General features: G+C 70.8%; 17 protein-coding genes. 13 read left to right on the top strand and 4 right to left on the bottom strand.

Features of this window, described 5'->3' with window-relative positions:
• Nucleotides 1-11 precede the first annotated feature (11 nt).
• Nucleotides 12-551 (bottom strand): cysteine dioxygenase, encoded by a 540-nt coding sequence (locus tag ACFT7S_RS25440; RefSeq protein WP_382735574.1) that lies wholly within the window; start codon nucleotides 549-551, stop codon nucleotides 12-14.
• Between the two features lie 659 nt (nucleotides 552-1,210).
• Between ACFT7S_RS25440 and ACFT7S_RS25445 the strand changes: the two genes are divergently transcribed.
• The 3 genes from ACFT7S_RS25445 (at nucleotide 1,211) to ACFT7S_RS25455 (ending at nucleotide 7,193) form a co-directional block, all read left to right on the top strand.
• The gene (locus ACFT7S_RS25445) at nucleotides 1,211-1,474 is read left to right on the top strand and encodes a WhiB family transcriptional regulator (protein WP_014046372.1); all 264 of its coding nucleotides are present in this window, start codon (nucleotides 1,211-1,213) and stop codon (nucleotides 1,472-1,474) included.
• Nucleotides 1,475-1,854: 380 nt separating this feature from the next.
• The gene (locus tag ACFT7S_RS25450; RefSeq protein ID WP_382735576.1) at nucleotides 1,855-5,676 is read left to right on the top strand and encodes a glycosyltransferase; all 3,822 of its coding nucleotides are present in this window, start codon (nucleotides 1,855-1,857) and stop codon (nucleotides 5,674-5,676) included.
• Entirely contained in the window at nucleotides 5,673-7,193 is a 1,521-nt protein-coding gene (locus ACFT7S_RS25455; protein ID WP_382735578.1) for a DUF5719 family protein, read from the top strand. Before ACFT7S_RS25450 ends, ACFT7S_RS25455 begins: the two co-directional genes overlap by 4 nt.
• 80 nt (nucleotides 7,194-7,273) lie before the next feature.
• On the opposite strand, the gene ACFT7S_RS25460 is transcribed toward ACFT7S_RS25455, so the two are convergent.
• On the bottom strand, nucleotides 7,274-7,702 hold the full coding sequence (locus ACFT7S_RS25460) for a metallopeptidase family protein (protein ID WP_382735621.1): 429 nt from the start codon (nucleotides 7,700-7,702) through the stop codon (nucleotides 7,274-7,276).
• A gap of 321 nt (nucleotides 7,703-8,023) precedes the next feature.
• Here ACFT7S_RS25460 and ACFT7S_RS25465 point away from each other — a divergent pair, with 321 nt between their 5' ends.
• The 9 genes from ACFT7S_RS25465 to ACFT7S_RS25505 all read left to right on the top strand — a co-directional run bounded on the left by ACFT7S_RS25465 (nucleotide 8,024) and on the right by ACFT7S_RS25505 (nucleotide 18,156).
• Nucleotides 8,024-8,401, top strand: coding sequence for a DUF3499 domain-containing protein (locus ACFT7S_RS25465; protein ID WP_382735580.1), 378 nt, complete (start codon nucleotides 8,024-8,026; stop codon nucleotides 8,399-8,401).
• 138 nt (nucleotides 8,402-8,539) lie between these two features.
• On the top strand, nucleotides 8,540-10,156 hold the full coding sequence (locus tag ACFT7S_RS25470; protein ID WP_382735582.1) for an L-lactate permease: 1,617 nt from the start codon (nucleotides 8,540-8,542) through the stop codon (nucleotides 10,154-10,156).
• A gap of 52 nt (nucleotides 10,157-10,208) precedes the next feature.
• Nucleotides 10,209-11,576 carry a phosphomannomutase/phosphoglucomutase gene (locus ACFT7S_RS25475; RefSeq protein ID WP_382735584.1) on the top strand — a complete coding sequence of 456 codons (1,368 nt, stop codon included), beginning with the start codon at nucleotides 10,209-10,211 and terminating at the stop codon, nucleotides 11,574-11,576.
• A 341-nt stretch (nucleotides 11,577-11,917) separates the two neighbouring features.
• A complete protein-coding gene (locus tag ACFT7S_RS25480) occupies nucleotides 11,918-12,100 on the top strand; it encodes a Trm112 family protein (RefSeq protein ID WP_382735586.1) in 183 nt (60 codons plus the stop codon).
• Nucleotides 12,101-12,224: 124 nt separating this feature from the next.
• The gene (locus ACFT7S_RS25485) at nucleotides 12,225-13,358 is read left to right on the top strand and encodes an SIS domain-containing protein (protein ID WP_382735588.1); all 1,134 of its coding nucleotides are present in this window, start codon (nucleotides 12,225-12,227) and stop codon (nucleotides 13,356-13,358) included.
• A 48-nt stretch (nucleotides 13,359-13,406) separates the two neighbouring features.
• Nucleotides 13,407-14,570, top strand: coding sequence for a mannose-6-phosphate isomerase, class I (gene manA, locus ACFT7S_RS25490; protein ID WP_382735590.1), 1,164 nt, complete (start codon nucleotides 13,407-13,409; stop codon nucleotides 14,568-14,570).
• A gap of 87 nt (nucleotides 14,571-14,657) precedes the next feature.
• Nucleotides 14,658-15,638, top strand: a complete 981-nt coding sequence (locus tag ACFT7S_RS25495; RefSeq protein ID WP_382735592.1) for a cation diffusion facilitator family transporter — start codon at nucleotides 14,658-14,660, stop codon at nucleotides 15,636-15,638.
• Between the two features lie 294 nt (nucleotides 15,639-15,932).
• On the top strand, nucleotides 15,933-17,390 hold the full coding sequence (ahcY, locus tag ACFT7S_RS25500) for an adenosylhomocysteinase (RefSeq protein WP_382735594.1): 1,458 nt from the start codon (nucleotides 15,933-15,935) through the stop codon (nucleotides 17,388-17,390).
• Between the two features lie 148 nt (nucleotides 17,391-17,538).
• A complete protein-coding gene (locus ACFT7S_RS25505) occupies nucleotides 17,539-18,156 on the top strand; it encodes a hypothetical protein (RefSeq protein ID WP_382735596.1) in 618 nt (205 codons plus the stop codon).
• On the opposite strand, the gene ACFT7S_RS25510 is transcribed toward ACFT7S_RS25505, so the two are convergent.
• Entirely contained in the window at nucleotides 18,153-19,079 is a 927-nt protein-coding gene (locus ACFT7S_RS25510; RefSeq protein WP_382735597.1) for an RDD family protein, read from the bottom strand. The genes ACFT7S_RS25505 and ACFT7S_RS25510 overlap by 4 nt on opposite strands.
• Nucleotides 19,080-19,198: 119 nt before the next feature.
• Between ACFT7S_RS25510 and ACFT7S_RS25515 the strand changes: the two genes are divergently transcribed.
• Nucleotides 19,199-20,206, top strand: a complete 1,008-nt coding sequence (locus ACFT7S_RS25515; protein ID WP_382735598.1) for a stage II sporulation protein M — start codon at nucleotides 19,199-19,201, stop codon at nucleotides 20,204-20,206.
• A gap of 121 nt (nucleotides 20,207-20,327) precedes the next feature.
• Here ACFT7S_RS25515 and ACFT7S_RS25520 read toward each other — a convergent pair.
• Nucleotides 20,328-20,700 (bottom strand): hypothetical protein (locus ACFT7S_RS25520; RefSeq protein WP_382735600.1); only part of this gene is annotated, 373 nt, incomplete at its 5' end.

Raw genomic sequence — 20,700 nt, forward strand, 5'->3', positions numbered from 1 at the left:
ACAGCAGTTTGTCAGGCGGGTACGACATCCGCGGCGGCCGGGGCGCACTGCGCCGCGTGCATCGGCATGTCGGTCAGGCCGGGGAAGTAGACGTGCAGGCTGACGGCCGGTTCCAGCGAGTCGTTGACGACCTCGTGGACGTAACCGGGCGCGAAGACGCGCTGTGCACCGGCCTCCAGGGCCCGCGCTCCGCGGCGCGTGTGCTCGGTCAACTGTCCGTCCAGGACGGTCAGTACGCCGGACGACAGGCCGTGGTCGTGGAGCCCGCTGCCCTGGCCGGGCACCCAGCTGAGCAGCCAGACCTCGTAGCCGAGTGGGGTCTCCCCCGCTCGAGCGGAGCCGAGAGCTTGGGGAACGTTGCGGAGCCGGTGGTACCAGCGGCTCGCGGTGTCGTACTGGACGAGGGGCGCCCACTGGGCGCGGTCGGCCGCGATGGAACGGGCCAGGCCGACGAACTCGGCCACGGTGGAGGGGTGCTCGCGGGCGGGCTGCAGGAGGTGCTGGACCTCGAGGATGTCGCCGGCGATCTGAAGGTCGCTGTCGCTGTTCATGGGTGCGGTGGTTCCTCGGCGTGGGGAAGAGTCGCGGGGCTGACGAATCGCGGAAGCTAAAGAGTCGCGCGGAATCGAAGAGCTGGATCAGAGCTGGAGCGCTAGGGCTTCAACAGCTGTGACAGCTGGAACAGCAACAGCGGGCCTGGACAGCGCTGCGGAACCCACGGACGTGGGTTGCGTACATCGCTGCGGTCGCTGGCATGCAGTCAAGGAGACCGGCTCTCTGCACCTCTGTCAACCCAATGGCCGATTTGACGGCAATGTTTCACCTCATCCGGTTGCGTAGGCCGGAGAAAGGTTTGTGCAGCCACCCCAGCGGAGATGTGGCGCATCAACCGCACCGTTAAACGCTGTTGAGGTCCCGTGACCCGACTGTGATCTTGATCGCTTCGGTGATCGAATCGCAACAATTCGGGGGTCCCGGTCGTCTCGCACAGTGAGAGCGGATGACGCGCCAGGCACATGGCATATGTCAGGTTTTTGACGATTTGAACACTTTCCGCATACGCTTGGTTCCGCAGAGTGAATCCCGGGGCCAATACCAGATCTTCGCTTGACTGGCCTGGAGATACACACTTGTAATTTCACTCGTGTCGTTCGGCCGCAATCAGTAACGGCCGCACCACGGGGACGCAAGAGACAGACGAGGGGCGCACATGACCGAGCTGTTCCAGCAACTGCTGGTCGAGGACGCGGACGAGGAACTCGGCTGGCAGGAGCGCGCACTGTGCGCCCAGACCGATCCCGAGTCCTTCTTTCCCGAGAAGGGCGGGTCCACCCGCGAGGCCAAGAAGGTCTGTCTCGCTTGTGAGGTCCGTTCCGAATGCCTTGAGTACGCGCTTGCCAATGACGAGCGGTTCGGTATCTGGGGCGGGCTTTCCGAGCGGGAGCGGCGGCGGCTCAAGAAGGCCGCCATCTGACGGCCGTGCACATCTGACAGCCGAGGCGCCGCGAGACCGGAGAAGGTCCCGTCCGGGAGCTGACCACTCATCGGACGCGACTCATCCGGCGCGACTCATCGGCCGTGACCGCCGGAGCGTGACCAGGCCGATGGCCCGTTGTCCGGACCCTGCCCCGCAGGGCCCGGACAACGGGCCATCGCCATGTCCGCACCCGCCCGGCCGCACTCCGAAACCCGTGCCCCGGGCTCCGTTCCACCGCTCGGCGCCGCCGCAGTTATCCGTACCGTTAGTGTGGGGCCCCGTCCGAGATGCGCCAACGCCCCGCCGGGGCGCGCGTGTACACCGATGCAGCCCCCGGGGGGACGCCCCCCGGACCCGGCCGGAGGGCCCGTACCTCGATGTCCGTGCACAGCCACTCGGCGGCGCCGAATCCGGCCGCCGCCGCCCCAGAGTTCCCCCGGCACGTCGTCACCGCCGTGCTCGTCTCCCACGACGGCGCACGCTGGCTGCCCGACGTGCTCGCCGGGCTGCTCGGGCAGGAACGCCCCGTACAGAACGTCGTCGCGGCCGACACCGGCAGTGCCGACGACTCCGCCCGGCTGGCCGCCGAGGCCCTCGGCGGCGAGCGGGTCCTCCATCTCGCACGCCGTACGAGCTTCGGCACCGCCGTCGACGAGGCGGTCCGTACGGCCGGTGTCCTCACTCCCGAGGAGCTGCCGTACCTGAAGCGTCCCAGCGGCTGGGACCCGGTCACCCGGTCCTGGCGCGACGACACGTACGACATGCCCGAGCTCCCGCACGGCGAGCCGGTCCAGTGGCTCTGGCTGCTGCACGACGACTCCGCACCCGAGCCCGACGCGCTCGCCGAGATGCTCCGCATCGTCGACGGCGACCGGCACGCCGCGATCGTCGGACCCAAGCTGCGCGGCTGGTACGACCGCAAGCAGCTGCTGGAAGTCGGCGTCTCCATCGCCAACAGCGGGCGCCGCTGGACCGGACTCGACCGCCGCGAGCAGGACCAGGGCCAGCACGACCAGGTCCGCACGGTGCTCTCCGTCTCCTCCGCCGGCATGCTGATCCGCCGTGACGTCTGGGAGGAGCTCGGTGGTTTCGACCGCAGGCTCCCGCTGATGCGTGACGACGTGGACCTCTGCTGGCGTGCGCACAGCGCGGGACACCGGGTGCTCATCGCGCCCGACGCGATCCTGCGGCATGCCGAGGCAGCCGCGCGGGAACGCCGCCCCATCGACTGCGCGGGGCGCTCCGTCTCCAGCCCGCACCGCGTCGACAAGGCGGGCGCCGCCTACACGATGCTCGTCAACGCCCACGGCAAGGCGCTGCCGTGGGTCCTGCTCCGCCTGGTCGTCGGTACCCTGCTCCGTACCCTCGCCTACCTGGTCGGCAAGGTTCCCGGACAGGCCGTCGACGAGGTCACCGGGCTCCTCGGGACCCTGTTGCGGCCCGGCAGGATCTTCGCGGCCCGGCGCAGACGCGGCAAGGCCGTGGTCGAGGCCGGCGAGCTGCGTTCCCTGTTCCCGCCGCCCGGCGCCACTGTCCGCGCCACCGTCGAACAGGTCGCCGGCAACTTCGGCGGCCGGTCCGAGGCCGAAGCCGGAGGCTCCCGGCACGGCGCCGTCGAGTCCGGTCCCGGCGGTGACGACGCCGACTTCATGGAGATCGAGCAGTTCGCCCGGCTGAAGCGGATGGCGCGCAGGCCCGGCCCCGTCCTCTTCGCTCTTCTGCTGCTCGTCTCCCTCATCGCCTGCCGGGGCCTCCTCGGCAGCGGCGCACTCGCGGGCGGCGCGCTGCTGCCCGCGCCCGGGGACGTCTCCGAGCTCTGGGGGAGGTACGCGGACGGCTGGCATCCGGTCGGCACCGGCGGCACCCAGACAGCACCGCCCTACCTCGCCGTGATCGCCGCCCTGTCGGCCCTGTTCCTCGGCTCCACAGGATTCGCGCTCACCCTGCTGCTGGTCTGCTCGGTTCCGCTCGCCGGACTGGCCGCGTACTTCGTCTCCCGGCCGCTGATCGAATCGCGGCTGCTGCGGGCCTGGGCGAGCGTCGCGTACGCCTTCCTGCCCGCCGCGACCGGCGCACTGGCCACCGGCCGCCTCGGCACCGCCGTCCTCGCCATCCTGCTCCCGCTGATCGCCCGCGCCGCCGTATCGGCCCACGGGCTGCGCGGCGCACCGGGCTCGGGTGCGGCACGCGGCAGCTGGCGCGCCACCTGGGCGTACGCCCTGCTGCTCACCTTCGCGATGGCCTTCACGCCCATCGTCTGGCCGCTCGCCGTGGCACTCGGTATCGGCGTGCTGGTCCTGCGCAGGGGCGACATCACCGCGTACGGGCTCCGCTTCCTGGCCGCCGTCGGCACCCCGCTGCTCGTCCTGGCGCCCTGGTCGCTGACGCTGCTGACCAGCCCGGCGAGCTTCCTCAAGGAGGCGGGCCTCGACCTGGGCGTGGGCACCGCGTCCGCACTCGACCTCCTCGGGATCAGCCCCGGCGGCCCGAAGGCGGCGGGCGGTGTCCTCCTCCTGGGCATCGTGCTGGCCGCCCTCGCGGCGCTGCTGCGCGGCGAGCGGCAGTTCGCGATCCGTACCGCCTGGGCCGTCGCGCTCGTCGCACTGCTCTTCGCGGGCATCGCCAACGGCTCCACTTGGGCCGGCCCCGCCACCCTCGTCTACGGCATCGCGCTGATCGCCGCCGCCCTGCTCGGAGCGGACGGCGCCCGGGTACGGGTCGCCGAGCTCAGCTTCGGCTGGCGCCAGCCGATCGCCGCCCTGATCGCCCTGGCCGCCCTGGCCGCCCCCGCCCTGGCCGCGTTCGTCTGGATGGCCGGCGGCGCGACCGGGCCGCTGGAGCGCCGGGACCCGGTGCAGGTGCCCGAGTTCGTCGCGGCGGAGAGCGTCACGCGCGACCAGCCCCGCACCCTGGTCCTCGGCGGTACGCCGTCGGGCTCCGTCTCGTACACCCTGGTCCGCGGCTCGGGCGCCCGCCTCGGGGATGCCGAACTGACCGAGTCGGGCGGCAGCAACACCCACCTCGACAAGGTCGTCGCCAACCTCGTCGCGGGATCGGGCGCCGACCAGGGCCGCCAGCTGAGCGGCTTCGCCATCCGTTACGTCCTCGTACGGGACGGGGCACCGCGCCAGATGAGCCGGGTACTCGACTCGACACCCGGTCTGAGCAGGCTCAGCCAACTGGACGGCAGCGCCCTGTGGTGGGTCGACCGCCAGGTCGCCAGGGTCATGATCGTCCCCCCGTCCACCGAGGGCGGCACGGGCGACACGGGCGGTGCGGGCGTCGAGTGGCTGCCCGTCGCCTCGAGCCCCGTCGAGGCGCACGCCAAGATCCCCTCGGGCGCCTCCGGCCGTGTGCTGCGGATCGCCGACGCGGCGGACCCCGGCTGGCAGGCCACGCTCAATGGGAAGGCCCTGACCGGCAAGACCGTCGACGGCTGGGCCCAGGGCTTCGAGCTGCCCGCCGAGGGCGGCACGCTGGACCTCACGTACGACGCCCCGGTCACGCACACCGCCTGGATCTGGGCGCAGGCCCTGATCGCCGTCGTCCTGCTGGTGCTCGCCCTGCCGGGCCGGCGCCGGGAGATCGACGACGACCTGCCCGAGGAGACCGAGGCCGTACCGCTGGAGCCGGTCGCGGGGGAGGGCCGCCGGGCCCGCAGGCTCCGGGCCGCCGCCCAGGCGGAGGCCGAGGACGGTCAGGAGGGCGACGCGCTCGCTCCGGAACCGGCGGCGCCCGAGGAGTACATCCCGGCGCAGCAGTCCGCCGACCCGTACGCGGCGGCCCCGGACGGGCAGGACGCCTTCGCCCAGCAGGGCGACACCGGTACGTACGCGGCGGTGCCGCAGCAGCAGTACGCCGAGTGGGACGCGCAGCAGTACCAGGGCGCCGACTACCAGCAGTACCAGGGCGACCAGTACCAGGGCGGTGCGCAGCCACACGCCGGCCAGTACGGCGGTGAGCAGTACCCGGCGGCCGATCAGTACCAGGCCGACCCGTACCAGCAGAACGCCGCCTACGACCCGTACGGCTACGCGCAGCAGCAGCCCTACGCCACGGGTACGGGCGAAGCCGCCCCGTACGACAACCAGGGCCACTACGGCCCGCCGGTCACCCAGAACGACGAGCACGACGAAAGCACCGCCCCGGGCGAGGGCCCGTGGCATCCCGGTAACGCATCGCGAGGCGAGTCCGAGTGAAGTCCACCCCCCTTTCCCTCATCGCGGGCGTCGTCGCCCTCGCCGCCGTCACCGGGTTCGCCGCGCTCAACGCGCCCGGCGACGCGGTCCCGACGGTGGCGAAGGCCGCGTCCCGGCTGCCCGTCGAACGCTCCAGCCTGCTCTGCCCGGCCCCGAGCAGCTCCGACCTGGCGGCCACGACGTACACGTCCTTCACCCCGGCGGGGAAGAACGACGGCGAGGCCGGTGGTGCCGAGCTGAAGCCCGCCGCGGCCCTCACCGCGGACGAGGCGACGGAACCGGACCCGAAGCAGGACAAGAAGGCCGCGGCGAAGGCCGACAAGCCGGTCGTCGCCCTCAAGGAGCCCGGCCGGCCGGTCGGCGCCGAGACCTCGAAGTCCGACGCCCCCGCCCTGGTCGGCACCGCCACCGGCCGCCTGGCACCCGGCTGGACCGCCCAGCAGACCACCGCGGTCACCGCGGGCGGCGCCCGCGGCCTCCTCGGGGCCACCTGCACCGGGCCCGGCACGGACTTCTGGTTCCCGGGCGCGAGCACCTCGAAGGCGCGCCAGGACTATGTCCACCTCACCAATCCCGACGACAGCGCGGCCGTCGCCGACATCGAGCTGTACGGCCCCGACGGCTCGCTCAAGTCGGAGGTGGGCGACGGCATCACCGTCCCGGCCCACTCCAGCGTCCCGATGCTGATCTCCACGCTGACCGGCGAGGCCGTCGAGGACGTGGCCGTCCACGTCACCACCCGTTCCGGCCGGATCGGGGCCCTCATCCGAGCCGCGGACGACACGGCGGGCAGCGACTGGCTGGCCGCGTCCGTGGACCCGACGGGCACCCTCGTGCTGCCCGGCATCCCGGCCGACGCCACCTCCGTACAGCTGGTGGCCTTCGCGCCCGGCGAGGACGACGCCGACGTGAAGGTGCAGCTGATGGGGAAGAACGCGACGTTCTCCCCGGCCGGGAACGACACCTTGCACATCAAGTCGAAGATGACCGCGAGCATCGACCTGCGGGACGTCACCAGGGGCGAACCGGGTTCGCTGCGGCTGACGCCCGTGGAGGCCGACCGCGCCACCCCGATCGTGGCCGCGCTGCGCGTGGTCCGCGGCACCGGAAGCAAGCGGGAGGTCGCCTTCATCCCGGCGACCGGACCGGTGGGCGCCCGGGCGAGCGTGGCCGACAACAGGGCCAAGGGCTCGATCCTCTCCCTTACCGCCCCGGGCGCGGCGGCCGAGGTCAAGGTCACCGCGTCGGCGGGCACCGAGGGCGGCGAACAGGCCGTCAAGACGTACACGGTCAAGGGCGGCACCACACTCGCCGTCACCCCGCCGGTCCCGTCCGGCCTCAAGGGCACCTACGCGCTGACGGTCGAGACGGTGTCCGGCGGCCCGGTCCACGCGGCCCGCACGCTCGCTCTTCCGGAGGGCGGCATCGAGATGTTCACGGTGCAGACGCTGGCCGACGACGGGGGCACGGTCGAGGTCCCCACGGCGCAGCAGGACCTCTCACTCCTGGACGACTGAGACGAGGAGGTACGGGCACGCCTCGGTCCTGCCCAAAAAGGCAGCCCTGGTCCTGCCCGTACCTCAGTCCTGCCTGTACCTCAGTCCTGCCCGTACCGGGGATCGACCGACTCCGGCGCAAGACCGAGCAGCTCGGCGACCTGCTCGACCACGATCTCGTGCACCAGCAGAGCGCGTTCGTCGCGGCTCTTGGTGCGGATCTCGACAGGGCGCCGGTAGACGACGATCTGCGCGGGCTGTCCCTTCTCGGCGGAGACCGCGCGCCCCAGCGGCACGGTGTCGCCGAGCGTTCCCGGCACGTCCAGGACCTGGAAGTCGACATCCGCAAGTTGTGGCCAGCGCCGCTCCAGCCGCTCCACCGAGTCCTGCACGAGATCGCGGAACGTCTCACTCCTACTGGTCGACAGCGGCACCTGGGGCGGCGCGACGGGCCCGCGCATGCCGCGCCCGTGGCGGTCGCGGCGGCGGGGACGGGGCTCGGACGGGTGGGGAGGTACGGGACTGTCCATCACCGACGCAGCGTAACTCTCCGCGAGGCGAGCCGATCGCGGCTCCCGCGCAGGCCCTCCGGGTGTCCAATTCTGAACATTCAGGCCAAGGTGAGTCCGGATCAGGCCCCGACTCCGACAGGTCATCTCGCGCCACATGACAGCTAGTGCGCACGACAATGACCGGAATCGGTGAGGCAGTGGCCGGGACCCTTCTGCTGCCGCGCAGGTCAGGGCCGTTGCCCGGAAGGGCGTTGTGCCGGAGGTAACAGGACGACACGTCGGGGTGAGGTGCGGGAGAGTCGTCGCAGCCCGCTCAAGAGTGCGGTACCGTCCAACATCGTGAGCCCTGTACGTCGCTGTTCGCGAACTGCGTGCGGCCGCCCTGCCGTCGCGACACTGACGTACGTCTATGCCGACTCGACTGCGGTCCTCGGCCCGCTCGCCACCTATGCCGAGCCCCACTGCTACGACCTGTGCGCCGAACACAGTGAGCGGCTGACCGCGCCACGCGGCTGGGAAGTGGTCCGGCTCTCCGACCCCTCAGCCCCCACACGCCCCAGCGGTGACGATCTCGAAGCGCTGGCCAACGCGGTACGGGAAGCGGCGAGGCCGCACGACCGCGGGCCGGGCGCCGGCAGCCGCGGACCGCGTACGGCCGACCCGGTGGAGGTCGCGCGCCGCGGCCACCTGCGGGTGCTCCGCTCGCCCGATTCCTGACAGGTGCCGAGCCGGCCCTGATCTCTCCGTCCCGGGAAAGTTTTCCTGTACGGACCATTGACCGCCCCTTGTCGCGGACATGACCATTCCTTCACCGTGAGAGATCACTTCCGCATCACGGAATCCGGGGAGGTCTGTGTGTTTGTCCAGCAACTCGAACCCGTAGCCCATTCGCTCGCCCTGTCCGCCGTCGTCGCCGCATTGCCCCTGGTCACCGTCCTGGTCCTGCTCGGAGCCGTCCGGCTCAAGGCCCATCTGGCCGGGCTCATCGGCCTCACGGTCGCCGTGCTCGTCGGCTGGCTCGCGTACGAAATGCCGCTCGGCCAGACCCTCTCCGCCGGGGCACAGGGCGTCCTCTTCGGGCTCTTCCCCATCATGTGGATCGTCGTCAACGCCCTCTGGGTCTACCGGATGACCGTCCGCACCCAGCACTTCGACATCCTGCGCCGCTCCTTCGGCCGTCTCTCCGACGACCCCCGCATCCAGGCCCTCGTCATCGCCTTCTGCTTCGGCGCACTCCTGGAGGCGCTGGCCGGCTTCGGCGCGCCCGTGGCCATCTGCGCGGTGATGCTCGTGGCCCTCGGCTTCGACCCGGTGAAGGCCGCCGTCGTCGCACTCGTCGCCAACACCGCCCCCGTCGCCTTCGGCGCGATGGGCACCCCCGTCGTGACCCTCGCCCAGGTCACCGGCCTGCCGCTGGACGACGTCGCCGCCGTCGTCGGCCGCCAGACCCCGCTGCTCGCCCTCGTCGTACCCCTCGTCCTGGTCGGCCTGGTGGACGGCGTGCGCGGCCTCCGGGAGACCTGGGTGCCCGCGCTCGTCTGCGGAGTGGCCTTCGCCGTCGCCCAGTTCGCCGCCTCCAACTACGTCTCCGCACAACTCGCGGACATCGCGGCCGCATTGGCGGGCGCCGGGGCCCTGGTCGCGGTACCGGCCGCGCGCAAACCCGCCGCGGAGAACGTACGCACGTCGGTGCTCACCGGCGTACGGAGCGACGACCTGGACCACGAGGACCCCCGCCGTGAAGTCCTGCGCGCCTACGCCCCGTACGCCCTCATCGTGGTGATTTTCTCCGTCGCCCAGATCCCGCCCGTCAAGCGTCTGCTGGCCGAGGCGACCCGCGTCTTCGACTGGCCGTACCTGGACGTCGCCGGACCCACGGGCGAACCCGTCGGCGCCAACCTCTTCACGCTCCCGGTCGTCGCCACCGGCGGCACCCTCGTCCTGCTGGCGGGACTGGTCACCTCCCTCGTGCTCTCCGTTCCGGCCCGCGACGCCCTGCGCGAGTGGACGGCCACGGTCCACGAACTCCGGTACGCGATCCTCACGGTCACCTCCGTGCTCGCCCTCGCCTACGTCATGAACCTCTCCGGACAGGCTGCCACCATCGGCCAGTCCGTGGCCGCAGCGGGCGCGGGGCTCGCCTTCCTCTCCCCGGTCCTCGGCTGGTTCGGCGTCGCCGTCTCCGGCTCCGACACCTCCGCCAACGCCCTCTTCGGCGCGCTCCAGGTGTCCGCGGCACGCGAATCCGGCCTCTCGCCGGAACTGCTCGCCGCCGCCAACAGCTCCGGGGGAGTGCTGGGCAAGATGATCTCCCCGCAGAACCTGACCATCGCCTGCGCGGCCGTCGGACTGGCCGGACGCGAAGGTGACCTGCTGCGCAAGGTCCTCCCCTGGAGCCTCGGACTGCTGCTCGTGATGTGCCTCGTGGTGATGGCGCAGAACACACCCGTACTGGGCTGGATGCTGCCCTGACAGGCGCCCCGGGTAGTTTGGGCGCTCCGCAGAGACCCCAGGAGGACCGGCCGTGGTTGCTGATCTGTCGCAGCTCGTGAAGGCGTACGACGTGCGCGGAGTCGTGCCCGACCAGTGGGACGAGCCGCTGTCCGAACTCTTCGGCGCGGCCTTCGTGCAGGTCACCGACGCGGACGCGATCGTGATCGGCCACGACATGCGGCCCTCGTCGCCCGGCCTGGCCGCGGCCTTCGCCCGCGGCGCTGCGGCGCGCGGCGCCGACGTCACCCTGATCGGCCTCTGCTCGACGGACCAGCTGTATTACGCGTCGGGGGCACTGGACCTGCCGGGCGCGATGTTCACGGCTTCGCACAACCCGGCCCAGTACAACGGGATCAAGATGTGCCGGGCGGGCGCCGCCCCGGTCGGCCAGGACACCGGCCTGACCGAGATCCGCACGCTGGCAGAGGACTGGTCCACGCACGGCGCCCCCGACCAGGTCCCCACCACCCCGGGCACGATCACCGAACGCGACACCCTCACCGACTACGCCGCCCACCTCCTCGGCCTGGTCGACCTCTCCACGATCCGCCCCCTGAAGGTCGTCGTGGACGCGGGCAACGGCATGGGCGGCCACACGGTCCCCACCGTCTTCGCGGACCTCCCGGTGGACCTGATCCCGATGTACTTCGAACTGGACGGCACCTTCCCGAACCACGAGGCCAACCCCCTCGACCCGAAGAACATCGTCGACCTCCAGGCCCGCGTACTCGCCGAGGGCGCCGACCTCGGCCTCGCCTTCGACGGCGACGCCGACCGCTGCTTCGTCGTCGACGAGCGCGGTGCGGGCGTCACCCCGTCCGCGATCACGGCCCTGGTCGCGGCCCGCGAACTCGCCCGCAACGGCGGCAAGGGCACAGTCATCCACAACCTGATCACCTCCTGGTCGGTACCCGAGGTGATCCGCGAAAACGGCGGAACCCCTGTCCGTACGCGCGTGGGCCACTCCTTCATCAAGGCGGAGATGGCCGAACACGGCGCGATCTTCGGCGGCGAGCACTCCGCGCACTACTACTTCCGGGACTTCTGGAACGCGGACACGGGCATGCTGGCCGCCCTCCACGTCCTGGCCGCCCTGGGAGGCCAGGAGACCCCGCTCTCGGAGCTCCTCGCCCAGTACGACCGGTACGCGGGCTCCGGCGAGATCAACTCCACCGTCGAGAACCAGGCCGACCGACTGACCGCGATCAAGACGGCGTACGGCAACCGCGACGACATCACCTTCGACGAACTCGACGGCCTCACGGCGACGTCCAAGGACTGGTGGTTCAACGTCCGCGCTTCCAACACGGAACCGCTGCTGCGCCTGAACGTGGAGGCCCGGGACGAGAAGACGCTGACGGCGGTACGCGACGAGGTCCTGACGCTGATCCGAGCCTGACTTTGATCCGCCCCTGACGGAGCCCCTGCTTCCCGGGCCCCTCCCGCTTTTCCCCCGTTCCCCCACTCCTTCAGCACCTCCGGCGTCTGAGGAGCGGGGTCCGGGGCGGAGCCCCGGTTTCGGGGAAGGGGCGGGTAGGGGACAAGGCCCGCCGTAGGCGCCCCCACCCCGCACCGCCGACGCCGCACCCCCCACTCCGCAACGCACCCCACCCCCGCCCGCCCGCCCCGGCCGCGCCCCCGCCACCCCAGCGGTAGGCTGACGTCGCCTGATCCGCGCGACCTGCACCCCGCGGCCGCGCCGGCGAACCGCTTGTTCGAACGCCCGAAGGGACCCACCCCATGCCGCTCGAAGCCGGCCTTCTCGAGATCCTCGCCTGCCCGGCCTGCCACTCTCCGCTCGACGACCGGTCGGCAGCCGAAACCCCGGAGCTCGTCTGCACCGGCACCGACTGCGGTCTGGCCTACCCGGTACGCGACGGCATCCCGGTCCTCCTCGTCGACGAAGCCAGCCGCCCCGCGTAACAGCGCGACACGCGACCCGCGAGAACGGGGGCACGACGCGACCGGGTCGGCGACGACCACCGCCCGCACTCCCGTACCCGCACCCGCACCCCGCACCCCGTACGGTGATCGGAGGCCCACCGCCATGCTCGACGAGTCATTGCTCGATGCCCCGGAAGCCCTGGCCCGCGCCGACCGCCGCGGTCTGCTGCACGGCGCCGCAGAGGCCGGCGCCCGCGTCCGTACCGCCGCCCGGCACGCAGCCGAGGCCGGTATCGGCGCCCTGGCCCCGGAGGGCCGGCCCCGAGCCGTCCTCGTCGCGGGCCCCGGCGCCGCCGCATCCGGCGTCGCCGACCTGATCGGCGCACTCGTGGGCGCCGCCGCCCCCGTCACCCGTATTCACTCCACCGGCGTCGCCCCCGCGGCCGGCGCCCTGCGCTGGGCGCTTCCCGGCTGGGCCGGCTCCGTGGACCTGCTGCTCATCGCCACGCCGGACGGCTCCGAACCGGGCCTCGCCCGGCTCGCCGAGCAGGCATACCGCAGGGGCTGCACGGTCGTCGCCGTCGCCCCCACCCGGTCCCCGCTCCGCGAGGCCGTCGACGGCGTCCACGGCCTCGTCGTACCCATGGCGGCCGCCCCGCACGGCGAGTACGACGCCGAGACCGAGGCAGCCGGCCCCGGCACCCTCTGGGCGCTGCTCACCCCGCTGCTTGCCCTGCTCGACCGGCTGGACCTGGTGGACGCGTCGGCCGAGGTGCTGCAGAGCGTCGCCGACCGCCTCGACCACACCGCCGAACGCTGCGGCCCCGCCATCGCGACGTACAGCAACCCGGCCAAGACCCTCGCCGCCGAACTCGCCGACAGCCTGCCCCTCATCTGGACGGAGGACGGCGCCGCAGGACCGGTCGGACGCCGGTTCGCCGCAGTGCTGACCGACCTCGCAGGCCGCCCCGCCCTCGCCGCCGAACTGCCCGAGGCACTGCCCCTGCACGGCCAGCTGCTGGCCGGAGCCTTCGCCGCCGGTGCCGATCCCGACGACTTCTTCAGGGACCGTGTCGACGAGCCGGAGGCGATGCGGGCCCGCGTCGTCCTGCTCCGGGGCCGCCCCTCCGGCGGCCTGAGCGCCGCTCCCGCGGCTCGCGAACTGGCACTCAGCCACGACACGGCGATCAGCGAACTCGAACCGGAGGAGGGCACCGAACTCGAAACCCTCGCCGAACTCCTCGCGGTCACCGACTTCGCCGCCGTATACGTGGCCCTGGCCTCCCAAAACCACTAGCCCCCCGCACCCCACCTCTCCCACCCCGCTTCCCCGAGGACGAACTCCATGGACCGGCTCTCCAACACCGTGCGCCCCTATGCCTGGGGCTCCACCACGGCCATCCCCGAGCTGCTCGGCATCGCCCCCACCGGCGAGCCGCAGGCCGAGATGTGGATGGGCGCCCACCCAGGAGCGCCGTCCAGGATCACCCGCGCCGGCGCAGAGCAGCCCCTCACCGAGGTCATCGCCGCCGACCCCGACCGCGAACTGGGCCAGGCGTCCGTCGCCAAGTTCGGCCCCCGCCTCCCGTTCCTCCTGAAGCTGCTGGCCGCCGGCGCACCGCTCTCCCTCCAGGTGCACCCCGACCTCGACCAGGCCGAGCACGGGTACGCGGACGAGGAGAGCCGGGGCGTCCCGATCGCCGCCCCCCACCGCACGTACAAGGACGCCAACCACAAGCCCGAACTGATCTGCGCGCTCACCCCCTTCGAAGGACTCTGCGGCTTCCGCAGGCCCACCGAGTCGGCCGACGCGATAGAGGCCCTCGGCGTCGATTCCCTCAAGCCGTACGTGGATCTCCTCCGCGCCAAGCCCGAAGAGGCGGCCCTGCGCGAGGTCCTGACGGCGATCCTCACCGCCGAACCGGCGGAGATGGCCGCCACGGTCGGCGAGGCGGCCGCCGCCGCCGAACGCCTCGGCGGCGCCCACGCCCCGTACGCCCAGCTCGCCCACCACTACCCCGGCGACCCGGGCGTCATCGCCGCGATGCTCCTGAACCACGTGGAACTCCAGCCCGGCGAGGCCCTGTTCCTCGGCGCGGGCGTCCCGCACGCCTACCTCGGCGGCCTCGGCGTCGAGATCATGGCCAACTCGGACAACGTGCTGCGCTGCGGACTGACCCCCAAGCACATCGACGTCCCCGAACTCCTGCGCGTCGTCCGCTTCGAGGCGACCGATCCGGGTGTCCTGCGCCCCGAGGCGGCGCCGTCCGGCGAAGAGCCGTACGAGACGCCGGTCGACGAATTCCGGCTGTCGCGCTACGACCTGTCGCCCGGTGCCGCCCCCGTCGATCTGACGGCGGCCACCCCGCAGATCCTGCTCTGCACCTCCGGTACCCCCCGCGTCGGCGATCTCGAACTCGCCACCGGCGAATCGGTCTTCGTCCCGGCGGACGAAAGGGTTGAAGCATCCCTTACGGGCACGCTCTTCCGTGCCACCGTGGTGGCCTGACGTACCGTCCGCACCAGCGGCTGCAACAATGTCCGGCCGTACCGCGGCGCCCGTGCCGCAGCACCGAGGAAGGGACACCAGGCACCCATGAGCGCGTCAGGCGGAACCAAGGCGATCGTGGCGGCACTGGCCGCCAACCTCGCGATCGCAGTCGCCAAATTCGTGGCGTTCCTCTTCAGTGGCTCGTCGTCGATGCTCGCGGAGAGCGTCCACTCGCTCGCCGACTCCGGCAACCAGGGCCTCCTGCTGCTGGGCGGCAAGAAGGCCAAGCGCGAAGCCACCCCCGAGCACCCCTTCGGATACGGGCGCGAGCGCTACATCTACGCCTTCCTCGTCTCCATCGTGCTGTTCTCGGTCGGTGGCATGTTCGCGATCTACGAGGGCTACGAGAAGATCAAGCACCCGCACGAGATCGAGGCCTGGTACTGGCCGGTCGGCGTGCTGATCTTCGCGATCATCGCCGAGAGCTTCTCCTTCCGTACGGCCATCCAGGAGTCCAACCACACCCGTGGCGACCACTCCTGGACGGAGTTCGTCCGCCGCGCGAAGGCCCCCGAGCTCCCGGTAGTCCTCCTGGAGGACCTCGGCGCACTCGTCGGCCTGATACTGGCTCTCGCGGGTGTGGGCCTGGCCATCGGCACCGGCGACGGCGTCTGGGACGGCATCGGCACCCTCTGCATCGGCATCCTGCTGGTCGTCATCGCGATCGTGCTCGCCGTGGAGACGAAGTCCCTCCTCCTCGGTGAGTCCGCAGGCATCGAGGATGTCGAGAAGATCAAGGCGGCGGTCGTCGACGGCGAGACGGTCACCCGCATCATCCACATGCGCACCCTCCACCTGGGCCCGGAAGAACTTCTGGTGGCCGCCAAGATCGCGGTCGAGCACGACGAAACCGCCACCGAGATCGCGCACGCCATCAACGCCGCCGAGACCCGCATCCGCGAAGCCGTCCCGATCGCCCGGGTCATCTACCTGGAGCCGGACATCTACAACGAGGCAGCCGCGGCCGCGGGCACCAACCCGGCCAAGACCCCCGACGCCCCGGCCCCGACGAAATCCGGCCACTGACGAGCCCCCGGCGAACCGCTGACGAAACGCCGACGAACCACTGATGTTCGCCTCCGACGGCCCGGTGATCGCCCCAAGCCCCCGGACGGGCTGGGGCGCACCGGGCCGACCGGTGTAGATTCTTATGGAGTAACAGACGTCGCTGCTGATGGCGGTCGATCGGTCCGCACTGCGGGCCGGCCGAGGGAGAGAGGGCCTCCGACGGACTGCACTGCGAACTCCCGGGCATTCGTGTGCCCGCCGCCGCAGAGCCAGCCCAGCCCACCCTCGACCCTTCACGAGGAGCAGCCCGTTATGACGACGGTCGCCAATCGCCAGGACTTCAAGGTCGCCGACCTTTCCCTTGCCACCTTCGGGCGCAAGGAGATCACCCTCGCCGAGCACGAGATGCCCGGCCTGATGTCGATCCGCAAGGAGTACGCCGCCACGCAGCCGCTGGCGGGCGCTCGGATCACCGGTTCGCTGCACATGACGGTGCAGACGGCCGTGCTCATCGAGACCCTGGTCGCCCTCGGCGCCGAGGTCCGCTGGGCGTCCTGCAACATCTTCTCCACCCAGGACCACGCCGCCGCGGCCATCGCCGTCGGCCCCAACGGCACCCCGGACGCCCCCGCCGGCGTCCCGGTCTTCGCCTGGAAGGGCGAGACGCTGGAGGAGTACTGGTGGTGCACGGAGCAGGCCCTGACCTGGCCGAACACCCCCACCGGCGGCCCGAACATGATCCTGGACGACGGTGGCGACGCCACCCTCCTCGTTCACAAGGGCGTCGAGTTCGAGAAGGCGGGCGCGGCCCCGGACCCGTCGACGGCGGACAGCGAGGAGTACGCGTACATCCTCACCCTGCTGAACCGCACCCTCGGTGAGGCCCCGCAGAAGTGGACCCAGCTGGCGTCCGAGATCCGCGGCGTCACCGAGGAGACCACGACCGGTGTGCACCGCCTGTACGAGATGCACCGCGACGGCACCCTCCTTTTCCCGGCGATCAACGTCAATGACGCGGTCACCAAGTCGAAGTTCGACAACAAGTACGGCTGCCGCCACTCGCTGATCGACGGCATCAACCGCGCCACCGACGTCCTGATCGGCGGCAAGACCGCCGTCGTGTGCGGCTACGGCGACGTGGGCAAGGGCTGCGCGGAGTCCCTGCGCGGCCAGGGAGCCCGCGTGATCATCACCGAGATCGACCCGATCTGCGCCCTTCAGGCGGCGATGGACGGCTACCAGGTCGTCACGCTCGACGACGTCGTCGGCCAGGCCGACATCTTCGTCACCACGACGGGCAACAAGGACATCATCATGGCCGCGGACATGGCCAAGATGAAGCACCAGGCGATCGTCGGGAACATCGGCCACTTCGACAACGAGATCGACATGGCCGGCCTGGCGAAGATCGACGGCATCGTCAAGGACGAGGTCAAGCCGCAGGTCCACACCTGGAAGTTCCCCGACGGCAAGGTCCTGATCGTGCTGTCCGAGGGCCGCCTGCTGAACCTGGGTAACGCCACCGGCCACCCCTCGTTCGTCATGTCCAACTCGTTCGCGGACCAGACCCTGGCCCAGATCGAGCTGTACACGAAGCCCGAGGAGTACCCGACCGACGTCTACGTGCTGCCCAAGCACCTCGACGAGAAGGTCGCCCGTCTCCACCTCGACGCACTCGGCGTGAAGCTCACGACCCTGCGTCCCGAGCAGGCCTCCTACATCGGCGTCGAGGTCGACGGACCGTACAAGTCCGACCACTACCGCTACTGATCCACCCGTCGGCGCCATGGTCGTCACCACCTGGCGCCGACGGAGGGAAACAGCCTCAGCAGCAGCTACGAGCGCAGGCCCCCGCACCCCCGTGCCGGGGGCCTGCCCCGTATCGCACCCGCACAGCCCGAGGAACCCGAAGGACTCCATGCCCCGCGGCCGATATTCGCTCCATGATCTCCACGACCACACCCCCCTCGGCGAAGAACACTTCCACTGCGCCCCCGGCCCCTCCGGCTGGCGCTACGTCTCCCAGACCACGGCCCCGTCCGGAGACCACCTCGGCTCCCTCGACCTCACCCTCGACGAACTCGGGCGTCCCATCCGCCTCGAACTCCATGCCAGGAGCTGGCAGGTCCGCGGCGCAGCCCTTGAGGGCGTCACCTGGGTCCGGACCGACCCGACCGGCACTCATGCCACCGAAGGCAATGTCCGCGCCCACGCCTTCGCCGGCACGTCCCCCGCGTTCCTCGTCGCCACCGCCCGACTCCTGCGCCTCACCCCCGATTCCACCGAGACCCGGGTCCGCCTGGTCACCTTCACTGATCCGGTCCTCGCCCCCCGCACTGTCGATCAGTCCTGGGCCCTGGTGAACAGTGAAACCCACGCCACTGACACCGGCCCCCTGATCGTGGACGAATACCAGGTCAGCGCCCTGGACACGGGCGACAGGCACACGGTTCACCTGGCTGGCGACGTGGTCCTCTCGGCCCCCGGCATCGAGCTCGAGCACCTGGAATCACCGCCCTCGCCCGCCCCGCACTAGGCAGGCGGAGCGAACCCGGTGACGGCGGCCCCCTCAGGCTTCCCCATCGGAACTCCAACCCCAGGCTCCACCGCAACAACACCAGCAACCGGCGCCACCGGCATCGACGCAGGCGCCACCGGCGGCACCACAGGAACCCCGGCCCCACCAGAGGGCCCACGGCCCCCGGCGAGGGAAGGCGCGAAGGCCCGCCGCGTATCCCGCGCCTGCCGCTCGTTCACGACCGCCGCCAAGAAGGCCGCCGCAGGCACTCCCGGTGGCACCGGAACCCCGGTCCGCGCCGCCAGATCACCGGCCAGTCGTTCCGCGACCGACCAGCCCACTCCGGCATCGAGTTGGTGCATACGCGTCAGGTACTGCCGAATCGCCAGCCAGAGATCATCGGGAACCGACGACAGATCCAGCTGCGCGAACCGTCCGACCAGCCACGGCGGCGGAGGCGGTACGGCGACGGCTCGTCCGGCGGGCAGCCGCTCACGTACGACGAGCGTGCCCGCGAAGACATCACCGAGCCGCCGCCCACGCGCCGACACCAGCGACGCGACGCACGCCACGACGCCGAACGTCATCAGAATCTCGACGATCCCCATCGCACCCCGGACGAGCGCGTGCCTGAAGCGGATCGGCCCCCCGTCATCGCGCACCACACGCAGCCCGCACGCCAGCTTCCCCAGCGAACGGCCGTGGCTCAGTGTCTCCACCGCGATGGGACCTCCCACCAGCACAAGCAGGAAGGTCGCGACGGCTATCGCCGCCTTCGCCGCCTCGTCGAGCGACACCGTCGCGATGGCAAGACCAATCGAAACGACCACAAAAATCAGCAGAATCACCGCGAGGTCGATCGCTATCGCCAACGCGCGGCTCGGTAGCCTCGCCGGCCGCAACCCCAACACGACCGCGTCACCGGTCACCAACTCATTCATCGCCGCCCACCCTTCGCCGACCTTCCCTGCCCCTCGGAACCTCAGTCTGCCAAGCTGACCCGCAGCGCGCCGCAGTAGTACGGACCCGTACGCACCCATGCCTGGAGCAGCAGCCGACCATGGACCTCGACGTCTTCGTCACCGCCCACCGCACCGAGTGGGACCGCCTGGACCACCTCCTGCACCGCGGAAGGCGGCTCACCGGGGCGGAGGCAGACGAACTTGTCGCGCTCTACCAGCGCACGGCGACCCATCTGTCACTGATCCAGTCCAGCGCCCCGGACCCCCTGCTGACCGCCCGCCTCACGCAACTGGTGGCCCGGGCCCGCTCCACAGTCACCGGCACCCGCAAGGCGTCCTGGCGCGACGCCGCCCGGTTCCTGACCGTCGGTTTCCCCGCAGCCGTCTACCGATCCCGGCACTGGTGGGTCCCCACTGCCGTACTTTCCACGCTTCTGGCGGCACTCATCGGCTGGTGGATCGGCACGCACCCGGAAGTCCAGTCGGCGATCGCCGCCCCTGACGACCTGCGCCAGCTCACACGCCCGGGCGGGGAGTACGAGACGTATTACTCCAGCCACCCGGCAGCCTCGTTCGCCGCCCAGGTCTGGACGAACAACGCGCAGGCCGCCGCCATGTGTCTGGTTCTCGGGGCCTTCCTCTGCATACCGGTGATCTACATCCTCTTCGTCAACGTCCTCAATCTCGCCGTGGGTATCGGCCTGATGTCCTCGGCCGGCCGGCTGGACACCTTCCTGGGCCTCGTCCTCCCGCACGGCCTGCTCGAACTGACGGCGGTTTTCGTGGCAGCCGGTACAGGCCTCCGGCTCGGCTGGACCGTCATCGACCCGGGCCCCCACACCCGGCGCTCCGCCCTCGCCCAGCAGGGCCGCGCCGCGATAGGTATGGCTATCGGCCTGGCCCTGGTGCTGTTCATTTCGGGCCTCATCGAGGGATTCGTGACCCCTTCAGGCCTCCCGACCTGGGCCCGCATCTCCATCGGCATAGCCGCTGAGCTGGCATTTCTCGCGTACGTCTACATCCTCGGAGGCCGAGCGGCCCGCGCCGGGGACACCGGTGACCTCGACGCAGGCGAGCGCAGCGCCGAGCTGCCCTCCGCTGCCTGAGGACCGATGTGCAACGACCCTCGCCGACCTGCTAGTCTCCTCCTCGCCCACAAAAACTGTTGACACAGTCTGAGTGGGGAGGTAGATTTAAACGGTTGACCCGGACTGGACATGTACGGGATCAGCGGTTAAGTTCATCTTGCTCGTACCGGAAGCCCAAGGCTTCCGCAGAGCCATCGATTCTCTTAATTTTGAAATCATCGGGCCGTTCAATCGGCCGGAATGTTTCTGATAAAGTCGGATCAGCCGAAAGGCAAAGGCCCTCCAACAGGCCGCCGGAATCAAATTCGGACCGGAAACGGAACGAAATGAATCTGGTAAGGTTGGAACCGCCGGAAAGGGAAACGCGAAAGCGAAGAACTGGAAAGCGAAGTAAAAATTCTCCTGCTCTGCAGGGGGCCCGCTTCGACCGGGAATCGGACACGAAAGAGTCTGATAGAGTCGGAAACGCAAGAACGAAGGGAAGCGCCCGGAGGGCCCCGGTGAAACGGGAC

This window comes from Streptomyces sp. NPDC057136 (genome assembly GCF_042670885.1).
Classification (GTDB): Bacteria; Actinomycetota; Actinomycetes; order Streptomycetales; family Streptomycetaceae; genus Streptomyces.